6 protein-coding genes are annotated in these 13,611 nt (G+C 55.6%); 4 read left to right on the forward strand and 2 right to left on the reverse strand.

Translation table 11 applies throughout. From position 1 onward, the window contains the following. Positions 1-296 precede the first annotated feature (296 nt). On the reverse strand, positions 297-995 hold the full coding sequence (locus VGR81_06070) for a hypothetical protein (GenBank protein ID HEV2288504.1): 699 nt from the start codon (positions 993-995) through the stop codon (positions 297-299). 312 nt (positions 996-1,307) lie between these two features. Here VGR81_06070 and VGR81_06075 point away from each other — a divergent pair, with 312 nt between their 5' ends. From VGR81_06075 to VGR81_06090, 4 genes are all read left to right on the forward strand, one after another. Then, entirely contained in the window at positions 1,308-2,123 is an 816-nt protein-coding gene (locus VGR81_06075) for a helix-turn-helix transcriptional regulator (GenBank protein HEV2288505.1), read from the forward strand. Positions 2,124-2,529: 406 nt separating this feature from the next. After that, positions 2,530-4,428 carry a tetratricopeptide repeat protein gene (locus VGR81_06080; GenBank protein ID HEV2288506.1) on the forward strand — a complete coding sequence of 633 codons (1,899 nt, stop codon included), beginning with the start codon at positions 2,530-2,532 and terminating at the stop codon, positions 4,426-4,428. Between the two features lie 185 nt (positions 4,429-4,613). Further along, a complete protein-coding gene (locus VGR81_06085) occupies positions 4,614-7,781 on the forward strand; it encodes a YCF48-related protein (protein HEV2288507.1) in 3,168 nt (1,055 codons plus the stop codon). A 407-nt stretch (positions 7,782-8,188) separates the two neighbouring features. Then, a complete protein-coding gene (locus VGR81_06090) occupies positions 8,189-10,369 on the forward strand; it encodes a penicillin acylase family protein (GenBank protein HEV2288508.1) in 2,181 nt (726 codons plus the stop codon). Between the two features lie 155 nt (positions 10,370-10,524). On the opposite strand, the gene VGR81_06095 is transcribed toward VGR81_06090, so the two are convergent. Beyond that, positions 10,525-13,608, reverse strand: a complete 3,084-nt coding sequence (locus VGR81_06095; GenBank protein ID HEV2288509.1) for a CusA/CzcA family heavy metal efflux RND transporter — start codon at positions 13,606-13,608, stop codon at positions 10,525-10,527. Positions 13,609-13,611 lie beyond the last annotated feature (3 nt).

Genomic DNA, 13,611 nt, shown 5'->3' on the forward strand with positions numbered 1-13,611 from the left:
TCATCATTTCGCTCGTGTCCGCCGCTGGCCGAATCTCGAAAGTGTTGCCGTACTTCAGGGCCGGATGCTGCGCCATGACTTGTATTGCATCATTCATGTCCCCTCGCCTCAAAAACGAGAATGCCGCCGAGTTGTTCCTTGGTTTCGGCGTAGGGACCGTCCATGGTTGCGACTTTGCCGTTCTTCCAATTTGCCTTTGTCGCAGCATCCCAAACGGACGTATTTCATGGTTCTACTCCCTTTTGGCTTTCTACTGTTCCGTTCCTACTTCGACCGAACCCACATTCGTCGAACATTTAGTGATATTCCGTTCCGTCTGACCACCGTTGCACGGCAACCACGAACTCAGTCAGGTGCTCCCGGGCATCGCTAGAAGCTACGATGGGAGAACCCGGCAGATTCGCTCCCCAGGTTGCGGGGTCGGTCTGCGAAAAGTAAAACATGAGGTGGGGAGGCCAGTGTTTGATGCTGTCGCCGCCGTATCCTTGCTTCGACATCATGTAGCACATCGCTCCGGGTTCCATCGCCGGCAGTTCTTTCTTATCGACGGCGGCGACGATGTCCTCGTCCACCTGAGCTTTCGTGCGTCCCGCCAGGACCAAGTCGGTGGTTTTGATCACGCGCAGAAGGTAGGAGCGCGCAGCTGCCGCATTAAAACATATCGGGGTCCGCACTTTCGGATTCCAAAAGTCAGGTTCGGGTGCGTCAGTCCACGAACGTTCCACGATGCACACGAAACCGCTTTTGCCTTTGACCACTGTTTCGAAACCATGACGTCCAAGAACCAGGACCTCTGCATTGCCTGAAATAGACTGCGGTGCTGCGCTACGTGCCAGAGCGATCTCGGCAGTTCGGTTCATAAGGTACTGCCCGATCGGGGCCATTTTCAGATACGCTGTCGTGGCAGCCTGTGCCATCGCCTGGTGTGCCGTACCGAGCACAACAAGCAGTGCGAAGCTTTTGATTGCGATTGCACCAACCTTCTTTTTCCGCATTGTTTTCCTCCTGAGAATAGGCCTTTATCTGCCAGGCCGTCTTTCAGCGTGCAGTCTTCTTCCGCCGTCGCTGCTCACTTGCCTTCATGATTTCGCAAGATTTCGCGCCATTTGCTTTTGCTTCTCCAAAAACTTCGGGATCATCTTCGTCCGCCTTTCAAGTGTGCATTACACCCCTTGGTATTTCCCCTTGTTGTCTTTCGTTGTTCTACCGCGTACTCTAGCGAAGTTCCGGTTGTTCCGCTAACGGAAAAGTGGCGATATATGTCGGAAAAGGGTCAACCTCGTAAATCCATGTTCTCAGTCCCGAATATGGAAGAACTGCGCCGTCTCTACGACAGCGATACGCCGGTGCTGGCCTTTACCTTCCAGCGGCGGACGGTCGAGGGCTGGACGCCGAAGCACAGTCACCACCGCGGCCAACTCGTCGCATTGACCCAGGGGTTGCTCATCGTGGAAACAGGCAACGAGCGATGGATGTTTCCCTCCCAGCGTTGCTCATGGACTCCGCCAAATTGTAAGCACGCGGCGCGTTCTGTCGGAGGCGCAGCCGGCTCGATGGTGGATCTGTCTCCGCAGCTTTGCCGCGGACTGCCCGAGACGCCCTGTACGTTCAACTCATCGGAGCTATTGTTCGCCATAGTTCATCGCATGGTTGGTTGGGACCTCCGCCAACCGCTCAACACCGCGCAGAAGCACTTAATCACAGCGCTTCGCGATGAGATTCGACAGCCTGACCAGCAGCCCTTGCGTTTGACGATACCAAGAGAAGAAAAACTGGCCAGAGTTGCAGATGCTCTGCTGGATGATGTTGGGGATGACCGCACGCTGGACGCTTGGGCGCATTTTGCCGGAATGGCCCGCCGTACTTTCATGCGTGCATTTTCAGCTCAGGCCGGCATGTCATTTGGCCGTTGGCGACAGCAGGCGCGCTTGTTTGCTGCTCTTGAGATGCTGGCCCAAAAGAAATCTGTCACGGAGGTCGCCATCGCAGTTGGTTACAACAGTGTAAGCGCCTTCATTGAAATGTTTCGGAAGATGCTGGGAGCCACACCGCAGGCATACTTTCGAGGCAGGCATTCGTGGCCACACGGTAGAGTCATGGGCGCAACGGCGCGCCTTCCCTGACGCTGCCGCGATACCGCCAGACACGAAGCGATGTCTCCTGCATCGCCTCTTCGGTGAGATCCAGATCTCCAAGGAGGCGCACCAGCGTCGCCAGAACCCGGCCCGATTCCGACCGGTAAAGAGTTTCGATGGTCCTGCTGAGTTGTTTGGGCATAGGCGGCGGCATCTACGCCAAACTAACAAACGCTGCGGCTCGACACAACTGTGCTCGGGCTTCCCCTGCCGACAATTCAGTGGCCCGTCACTGTGCAGATCGAAGATATGCGAAGAGACGATGGCGCAGGCCCTCGTAAACGCGAAGGGTTGAATTGAAAAGAAATGTAGAGTAATGTCAACGCATCTGAGGTATTTCGGCCGTCTGCGAGGAAAGATCGCATTTGGTAGACAGCCCTGTGGTGAGAATGCGATGAAGACCAAGCTTTTTACGATTCCAATCGTCGCGAGCATGCTGTTTCTAGGCATCTCCCGGAGCGCAAACGCGCAAAGCGACACGAGCGCCAATCCTCTACCGGACTTTTCAGGCACTACCCTTCCGCTGGACAATAGCCGCAGCGGCACGATTCAGGTCTATGTGCGGAGGGAAGATGGCGAACCGCTTTCTTCCTCCCCCAAAGTAAGCATCATTGCGCCTTCGGAAACCGCCGCCGTGCCGATCATGAAGAAGACCGGGGATGACACGTGGACCTTCATCGGCGTACAGCTCGAAACGATGTACGAAGTTCAGGTGCAGGCTGCGGGATACCATACGGAACTCCGGCCCATCCGCCTGCTGGACACGGCTGACGTTACGGCGAATATGATTATCTTCATGCGCAGCCCCAACGACGAACTGTCGTTTCATCCTCCATCAGGCCAGTTTGTGCTGGCCCCGGATGCGGAAAAGGAAGCGCAAAAGGGTTCGATGGACTTGGATTCGGGCAAGATTGATTCCGCGGAAAAACATTTGCGGAAAGCGCTTGGAATGGCTGCCGATAATCCCTATGTCAACTACTTGATGGGGATGTGCTTTTTTCTCAATGGAGATTTGACGAAGGCCAGACCGTATTTGGAAAAATCCGTTTCGGCCGATGCCAGACAAGTACCGGCGTTGGTGGCGCTAGGCACGCTTAGATTTCAGCAAAATGATTTTGCTGGAGCGATTCAAGTTCTTGCTCCGGCGGCGCAATTGGACGCCTCGAAGTGGAATGTGCATTCCATGCTTGCCGGCTCCTACTTGAAGCAAAAGGATTTCGCCAATGCGCGCGAGCAGGCCGAGATGTCAATCAAGCAAGGAGGAGCCAAAGCGGGCCGCGATCAACTTGTGCTGGGCGAAGCTCTGGCGGGCCTGGGGCAGCGGGAAAAGGCTGTCGAGGAGCTGGAGGCTTTCCTGCAGCAATACCCTAAAGATACGAATGATACAACGATCCGCGCCTGGATTCCGGAATTGAAGAAACCGCTGCCGGCCGATGCTGTTGCCGCCCAGCCGATTGGCTCGTTTGTGGTTTCCACGGAAATTGATTTGCCTCCCAGGGAGAACTGGGCGCCGCCGAACATTGATGCCAAGAAGCCGTTTATCATCTCCGGCGCCTCGTGCCCGCTGACAAAAGTTCTGAAAGACGCAGGCAAAAGCGCCACGCAGATGGTGAATGACCTGCAGGAGTTCTCCGCGAAGGAAGAATACGAATCGGTAGAACTCAAGCGGGATCAAATGCTGGAAAAGCCTCAGAGTCGGACTTTCAATTACCTTGTGTTTATCACCCAACCTCGTCCCGATATATTCAGCGTTCAGGAAATGCGCGACCAAGGTGTGAACGCGGAGGGCATGCCCGGCCAGTTTATCGATTCCGATGCAGCTTTGGCGCTTGTGTTCCATCCTTTCTTGCAGCCCAATTTTACGTGGAGCTGCGAAGGCCTCGGGGAATGGAACGACAAGGCGGCGTGGATTGTCCGGTTTGAACAGCGTAAAGACCGGCCAAACTATCTGGCCGTCTTCGATACGGGAGTCAATACGCATTCGCTGCCACTCAAGGGGCTGGCCTGGGTCTCCGAAGGCGGCGGGCAGGTGATGCACATGGAAACGGACTTGGTCCATCCGATTTCCGAGATTCGGCTCAATACGCATCATTTTGTCATTGACTACAAGCCTGTGACCTTCACGGCTCACAAAGTGACGCTGTGGCTGCCGGAGAGTGTGGATGTGTATCTCGCTTATCGCGGCCACTACTTGCACCATTTCCATCGCTTCAGCGATTTTCATCTTTTCTGGACTGGTGCGACGCAGAAGATTTCCAAACCCAAGGAAGTAACCAAGAAAAATGGCGATTGACCTGCGCTCTGCGTTGCAGGCTATCTGGAGAACTAGAATCCCGCTTTTGCGATTCCCTTTTGAATCCCTCTGAAAAGCTGAATTCGTTTTGATAGAGCGTCGCCCGCTCCGTCCAATCCGCCACAAGGATTTTGACTTGACCCAGCGAGGCGAGGCGAATAAATTTCAGACCCGGAGGGGTTATCATGAAAATTGCCGTCACTTTTTCGCACGAGGATGGGACTAGCAAGAAGTCTTCTTATACGTTTGCCTGCATTGGCGTGATCGCAATTCTGCTGAGTTTGTGCGCAGTCGCAGTTGCGAGTCCTGTTTCCACGGAAAAACTTGCGAGCAAGCTTCACTGGAGAAGCGTTGGGCCGTACATTGGCGGCCGCGTTGTGACTGTGACCGGCGTTCCGGGAAACGCGGACCTTTTCTACATGGGCACCGTGGGCGGCGGAATTTGGAAAAGCACGGATTATGGCCTGACATGGAAAAACATCTCTGACGGCACGCTGCCGAGCTCGAGCCCGAGCGTTGGCGCGATTGCTGTGGCTCCCTCCAACCCCAATGTTCTTTACGCAGGAATGGGGGAAAGCGATATTCGCAACACCATGATTCCCGGCGACGGAATTTTCAAGTCCGCGGATGCCGGCAAAACGTGGAGCTACATGGGACTTCGCGACACGCACACCATCAGCAACATCGTCATAGATCCGAAGAATCCCGATATTGTCTATGCGTCATCGATGGGCCATGTTTTCGTCGCGGATCCAAACCGCGGAGTGTTCAAGTCTACGGATGGCGGGAAGACGTGGAACAAAATTTTGTTCGTGGACGACAAAACGGGCGCGATCAACCTCGTTATGGAACCAAACGATCCGAATGTGCTCTACGCCGCGATGTGGCAGGCGCAGCGTACCCCTTATTCGCTTTCAAGTGGCGGACCAGGAAGCGGTCTCTATAAGACGACGGACGGCGGCGCGCATTGGACAAACATTACCCGCAGCGAAGGTTTACCACAGGGAGTGCTCGGGCGCATTGGAGTAAGCGTGGCGGCCGCGAATCCCAGCGTCGTTTACGCGATTATGCAAGCAAAAGAGGGCGGCGTTTTTCGCTCCGAAGACGGCGGCAAAAGCTGGAAGCGCGTGAATAACGAAATGAAATTGCGCCAGCGGGCGTTCTACTACATGAGCATTTTCTGTGACCCGAAGAACGTCAACACGGTGTACGTGCCGGAGGTAGACGCTCTGTGGGTTTCAAGAGACGGTGGAAAAACATTCCAGAAACTCCGAACCCCACATGGTGATAACCACGTTGTCTGGATCAACCCACAAAACACAAACATTCTTTTGGAAGGAAATGACGGAGGAGCGACCGTTTCGACGGATGGCGGCAAAACATGGAGCACGGAGCACAACCAGCCCACGGGCCAGTTCTATCACGTAAATCTCGATGATCAGTTCCCTTATCACATTTACGGCGCGCAACAGGATGAAGGCTCGTTCGCAGGCCCGAGCGCGGACGCAGACGGTTCGATTCCGCTGGGAACGTGGCAGCGCGTGGCCTACGGCGAAAGCACGTATTCCGTACCGCAGCCCGGCGATCCTAACATTACTTACGGCAGCGGTTACTACAGCATCTTCCTCCGATACAATCTTGAGACTGGCCAGTATCAAAGCGTCAGCCCATGGCCGAATTATCAGGAAGGCGCTGCCTCCAACGAACTGAAATACCGCTTCGGCTGGACGCATCCGATCCTCTTTTCACCTTCGAATCCTAAGGAGCTGTTGATTGGCGCGCAGTGCGTCCTGAAAAGCGATGACCTCGGCCAGACCTGGCACGAAATCAGTCCGGACCTCACGCGCAACGAAGCGATTACCGAGGCGCCCAGCGGCGGCCCCATTGACCTCGACCACTCGAGTGCGGAAGTTTACCCGGGAATTTCGGCGCTGGCCGTTTCGCCGCGCGATGACAACGTAATCTGGGCAGGATCGGATGACGGCCTAGTTCATATCACCACCGACGGCGGGCAAAATTGGCAAGAAGTGAATCCTTCAGACCTGCCCGCGCATTCGTGGATTAATTCGATTCAACCTTCCTATGCAGATGCAGGAACCGCCTATCTGGCAGCGCGGCGCTATATGTGGGATGACTTCAAGCCGTACGTCTTCAAGACGGAGGATTACGGGAAGCACTGGAAGTCCATCACGGACGGACTTGCCGGCGATACTTACGTTTTCGATCTTCGCCAAGACCCCAACGATCCCGACCTCCTGCTGCTCGGCACAAAGAAAACCATCGACGTCAGCTTCGACGCCGGCGCTCACTGGCAGCCGCTTGCCCTCAATTTGCCGATCGTGCAAGTCCGCGACATCGCCTTCAACGCGCAGCAGAACCAGGCGGTGATAGCCACGCATGGCCGCTCGTTCTGGGTGCTCGACAATTTATCGTTTCTCGAACAGTTGACGAAGCACCCATCAGTGGATTCCCATGACGCGCACGTTTTTGCGCCGCAGGAAACCTGGCTGACTCACGCCTATGGCGGCGGAAACCCTGATTTCACACCGAATGATGCTGGCCAAAACCCTCCGTTCGGCGCCACGATTTTTTTCAATATTCCGGCGGACTACGACGGCAAAACGCCTGTGAAGATCGAATTTAGCGATGCACAGGGACAACTGGTTCGCAGCTTCGATCTCCATCTGAAGCGAGGAAAGCAGCCAACTGCGGAAGAAATGAGAGCAATGACCCCAGTCCAGCAGAAGCACGAAGAGGAAGTACGACTCACATCAATCGAGCCGGGAATGAATCGTTTCCAGTGGGATTTGCGCTATGCCGAGGCGACGGAGGTAAAGGGTTTCGAGCCACCCGTCGCAGCGGGCGGCTTGGACGATACAGTCAATGGCCCGCTCGTCGTTCCGGGAACGTATACGGTCGCCGTGGATTATGGTGGGAAGCAAAGCAAAGCGAATCTTACCGTGGCTCTCGATCCACGGCTCAAGGCCAGCCCGGATGACCTGGCCGCTCGCCTGGCGCTCCAAATGAAAATTCATGTGGCGCTTGACACCCTCAATCAGAAGATCAATAAAGCCATCGCCGTGCGCGATAAACTTGTCGCCAGCGGCCGCGCCAGTGCAGCGGCGGATCTCGATCGTGAGATAGGCGATCTGGTGCAATTGCAGATCAAGTCCAGCGAAGGCAGCCTGCTTCATGAAACGATGCTTCGCAGCCATCTAGCCTATCTCGCCGCGGATATTGACCTCAGCTACACGCGGCCGACTGCCGCGCAGTATGCGGTCTTCGACCAACTCGATCAGGAAGCGAAGGCTGGCGAGCAAAAACTCGACGCGGCCATCGCCGCGGCCAAATAATAGCATCGAAGCGCGGACGTCATTGTAACCGCGATGCTTTGATCCATCGCGGCCTGCGATTTCTGCACTGATTCGCTTGCAGATTTCATCGGATGCGGGAATTCTCGCACGCATATATGGAGAAGCCCGTCCGGCACCCTGGCGATTTTCCATTGGCAACGCGGCGGACTTCCGCGAGGGAAGCCCTTCTCGTGTGCCCCTTTGCCAAAAGAAAAACATTGTCAGTCCGTTGAAATTGGTTTTTGCCGAAAGTCTTTACGAGAGAAGGATTTGCGAAATAAACCTCTCCTTGAAAATTCATCTCTCACGGGGTAACGTTTCGCTTCGCAGTTGGAATTCGCAATCCTATTTCCGCAGGCGATTGCCGTTTGCGAGGACGGCGGCAGCCTCGAACCAAGGTGACTCACATGAAGAAGTTCGTTCTGATTCTGGCAATAGCGTGCATCTCCTCCGTGGCTCAAGGAGCCACCAAGACAGAGATTGCGCGGTGGAAACGGGAGGCTAGGAACGTCACGATCATCCGCGACAACTGGGGCATCGCGCACGTCTACGGAAAAACCGATGCGGATGCCGTTTTCGGTATGGAGTACGCGCAAGCCGAAGATGATTTCAATCGCGTGGAAACCAATTACATCAACGCGATGGGCCGCATGGCGGAAACCGAAGGTGAGTCACAGATTTACTTCGACCTGCGGATGAAACTCTTCATCGATCCCACTGCACTGAAAAAAGAGTACGCCGAAAGCCCCGCGTGGCTGAAAACACTGATGAATGCGTTTGCAGATGGGCTGAATTATTATCTGTACAAACATCCCGAAGTGAAGCCGCGCGTCATCAAGCATTTCGAACCGTGGATGGCGCTGAGTTTTACCGAAGGCAGCATCGGCGGCGACATCGAGCGCGTGAACCTCAGTCAGCTCGCAGCTTTTTACGGGCATCGGCCCATGCCGCAGACGTCGGTCACAGGCGAAGATAACGGCGAAACGGCCGAGCCTTCGGGCTCAAACGGTGTCGCCATCGCCCCGGCGAACACCATCGATCATCACGCCCTGCTGCTCATCAATCCGCATACGACATTTTATTTTCGTTCCGAGCTGCAGATGGTGAGCGATCAGGGCCTGGACGCATATGGCGCCGTCACCTGGGGCCAGTTTTTTATCTACCAAGGATTCAATCCGCACTGCGGCTGGATGCACACGTCGAGCGGCGTGGATGCCGTGGATGAATTTCTCGAGACGACAGAGAAAAAAGGCGATCGTTACTATTACAAATATGGCAAAGAAGAGCGGCCGGTGATAACCAAGGAAATCAGCGTCCCCTATATGACAGACCACGGGATGGCAGAGAAAAAATTCACGGTGTATTACACATTACATGGGCCGGTGATTGGCGAGCAGGACGGAAAATGGGTCGCCATCAGCCTGATGCAAGAGCCGATCACGGCGCTGATTCAGTCATACACTCGCACGAAAGCCACAAATTTCCAATCTTTCCTGCAGACCATGGAATTGCGCGCGGATTCTTCAAACAACACGATCTTTGCCGACGCCGATGGAGACATCGCTTATTACCAGGCCAACTTCATCCCACGCCGCGATAACCGCTTCGACTATACGAAACCCGTTGACGGCAGCAATCCAGCGACCGCCTGGCACGCCCTTCTGACGCTCGATGAGACGCCGCACTTACTGAATCCGAAAAGCGGCTACGTCTACAACTCGAACGACGCGCCATGGAATGCTGCCGGGCCGGGCACGCTGAAAAAATCGGACTTCCCTGCCTACGTGGAAAAAGGCGGCGAATCCGCGCGCGGACTGCACGCCATTCGAGTTCTCAATGACAAGCATGACTTTACCCTCGACACTTTGCTTTCTTCCGTGGCATTCGATAGCTATCTGCCGTGGTTCGGAAGGACGGTGCCCGGACTGCTCAATGCGTGGGATCAGGATTCGAGTTCCGATCCGTTGAAAGCGAAGCTGGCGGATCAGATCGCGATGTTGCGTACGTGGGATTTTCGCTGGGGTGTGGATTCGATCCCCACTTCGCTCGCCGTTTTTTGGGGCACGGACCTCATGCGCCACTTCGGCCGCGACGCGCGGGAGGCGGGGATGACTCCGTATGACTATGTCGCGAGCAAAGCGACGCCCGGGCAGTTACTGCAATCCCTCGCCGCAGCATCAGACCGGCTGACCTCCGACTTTGGGACGTGGAAGACTCCGTGGGGAAATATCAACCGCTTTCAGCGCCTCGATGATGATATCAAGTCGCACTTCAGCGACTCGAAGCCGAGCATTCCGGTCATGTTTACCTCATCGCTGTGGGGTTCGCTCGCCTCATTTGGCGCGCGCCCATATTCGAATACGAAGAAATGGTATGGCACGAGCGGAAACAGCTTCGTTGCCGCGGTCGAATTTGGCAAGACTGTGCGCGCCAGAGCCGTCACGGCGGGCGGCGAGAGCGGCAATCCCGCGTCGCCGCACTTTGACGACGAAGCCGAACGCTATGCAACGGGCAATCTGAGGGAAGTTTATTTCTATCGCTCGCAACTCAAGGGGCATACAGAACGCACATACCACCCGGGGGAATAGCGCGAAAGTTCCCGCCGAGCTTCTTGGCGCTGCTTGAACTTGAGTGCGGGGCCGTCAACCGCCGCGCATAGCAAAGCGGCTGGCAAGAGGTCCTGCCGGCTGTTCAAGTCGCTCTGCTTGACTCTTCGATCTTATCTGCGTCCGTCGCTACACAATCAGACTTGCAGCACGTCGCCGTCACGCGCAACGGCACGGTAGATCACAGGATCGATAAAGACTGCAAGGCACAAACGAGAAAGAAGTCCCGCAACGATCACAATCGCAAACGGACGCTGGGTGTCAGATCCAATGCCGTGCGAAAGCGCAGCGGGCAGCAATCCCAGGCACGCCACGAGCGCCGTCATCATAATGGGCCGCAAACGCAAAAGGGCGGCCTCGCGCGTCGCCGTACGAATATCGTGACCGGCCAAGCGCAGCTTGTTGATGAATGAATACAGAATAACCGCGGTCTCAACCGAGACGCCCATCAGCGCCAGCAAACCGAGAACGGAGGAAACGCTGAATGGCGTACCGGTAAGTTTGAGGGCGATGAGCGCGCCGACCGGCTCCGTAATCAATACACCTGCAGCGATGCCGATGGGGAATCGAAAATTGCCATAAAGCGCGAAGAGGATAAAGAAAATCAGCAGAATCGCAAGCGGGCCGATGATATCCATCTGCTTTTTTGCTGCCACAAATTCACTGTATTCGCCGCCCCAGGCCAGCCGATAACCCGGGGGGAGCGAAACAGCCTTGTTCACCGCAGCTTGCCCGTCGTGGACCGCGCTCTCCAAATCGCGGCCTTCGATGCTGTACTGCACGCCGATATACCGTGAATTATTCTCGCGATAAATAAATGAAGCGCCGCTGCCCACTGTGATATCTGCCAGCTGGCTCAAGGGAATGAGTTGCCCCGAGGGAGTTCCGACGAGCAAGTTGCCGATTTCGCTCGGGCTCGAACGGAACTGCGGCTCCATGCGTACGACGAGGTCGAACAATTTTTCACCCTGAATCACTTGCGTAGCGGCCTGCCCGCCAATCGCCGCTTGAATCACCGTCTCCACATCCGCGACGTTGATTCCATATCGCGCGATGCGGTTGCGGTCCACGTCGATCAGAAGGCTCGGCTGTCCCAATTCGCGCACAACGGTGAGTTCCGTGAAACCAGTAACGTGTTCGAGAGTGCGTTTGATCTGAATGGCTTTGTCTTGGAGAACATCGAGGTCCGGCCCGTAAACTTTCACGGCCAGAGAGCTCTTCAGTCCGGTCAAGGCTTCATCGACAGCGTCTTCCGCCGGCTGAGTGAAATTGAAAATCACACCGGGAAAAGCATGGAGCTTGTTCAGCAAGTCCTCGGTGAGCTCTTCTTTGTTCCGAATGGATGTCTGCTTCCACGCCTTGTCGCCATACGGCTTCAGCCCGACATAAAACTCATCGTTGAAAAAACCGGTCGGGTCCGTTCCGTCATCTGGACGCGCCAGCTCCGAACCGACCTGCGTGACCATCGGGTATTGCATGAGAATATGCCGGACTTGCGGCGAGAACTTGCTGGCCTCCTCGAACGAAATCGTGTACGGCATTGTTGCGCGAATCCACAGTGCACCTTCGTCCAGGTGCGGCATGAATTCGCCGCCGATATAGGGCGCCAGAAACAGCGTGGCGCCAAAAATCAGAATAGCGGTGATTAATGTTGGAGCAGGATGATCCAAACACCAGTCCAACCGGCTCGCGTAAAATGTCTTCATCGCCTCAAATGGGCGATTCACGTGTTCGCGTACATTTTTGAGCCAGTAAGAGCAAAGAACGGGAACAAGCGTCAGCGTCAGAAGCAAAGCGCCGAGGAGGGCGAAGGACATCGTATCTGCCATAGGATGGAACAATTTTCCGGAAGCTCCGCTCAGAGCGTAAATCGGAATGTAACCGGCGATAATGACAGCAATCGAATAGAACACCGGCCGGTCGACATCCGCGGAGGCTGCCAGGATCACATCATTCAGTTTGTAGCTCTGTCCGGTGCGCAGGCCCAGCTCGCGATAGATGTTCTCCACCATCACGAGCGTGCCGTCGATGATGATCCCAAAGTCGATAGCGCCGATGGAAAGCAGGTTCGCGTCGACGCCTTTGGCATGCAAGCAGATGAAGGAAAAAAGCAGGGCTAAAGGAATCGTCAGCGCCACAATGACGGCCGCGCGAACGCTTACCAGAAAGAAAAGCAGCACGACAAAAACGAGCAGCATGCCGCGCAACAAATTGTTTTCAACCGTATCGATCGTCAATTTCACCAAATCGCTGCGATCGTAGAACGGATGAATCTTGACGTCCGGCGGCAGGACGTGCTGATTGAGATCGTTCGTTTCCGCCTCGACCCCTTTGAGCACGTTCTGCGTCTGCTCGTGCGTGCGCATCAAAATCACGCCTTCGACGGCGTCGTCATTGTTCATGAACCCAAATTCGCCGAGCCGGGGCGCGTGGCCGATGACCACCTGGCCGATGTCTGCGATGCGCACCGGCACACCGTTCTGGCTGCCCACGATTGTGTCGGCGATGTCCTTCGTGTCACGCATCAAGCCGAGTCCGCGAACGTAGTAAAACTGCCCGCCTTGAGAATAAAATCCGCCGCCGGCGTTGCCGTTGTTGTTGGCGAGTTGCTGGAGCACCTGCGGAACGCTGAGGTGATAGCCGTAAAGCTTCACGGGATCGAGCAGCACCTGGTATTGCATGACCGTGCCGCCGAATCCGGAATCGTCGGCTACACCGGGCACGGATTTATAAGCGCGCTCAATCACCCAGTCTTCATAGGTTTTCAGCTCTTGCGGCGTTCGATCGGGGCTTTCGATGACATACCGATACACAAGATCGCTCGGGCTGGAAAGCGGTGCCATGGAAGGGCTGACGCCTGCTGGCAAGCTGACGTCGGAGATTCTTTCAAACACAACTTCGCGTGCAAAATAATCGTCTGTGCCTTCATCAAACGTCATGATGACGTCGGAAAGACCATACAGCGAGATCGAGCGCATCACGCGCATGCGCGGCACACCATTCATCTCCACTTCGATGGGAATCGTGATCAGGCGTTCGACTTCTTCCGCCGCGTGGCCCGGCCATTGCGTGATCAGCTCGACCATGGGCGGAGAAAGGTCGGGATAAGCATCGACAGGCATGCGCTGGAAAGAAATCGAGCCGGCAATGGCCAGCGCGACAACGAGCAGAAGAACCAGGAACCGCTGGCGAAGGGCGAATTGGACTATGCGATGGATCATCGG

This window comes from Candidatus Acidiferrales bacterium (assembly GCA_035934015.1).
GTDB lineage: Bacteria > Acidobacteriota > Terriglobia > Acidiferrales > UBA7541 > DAHUXN01.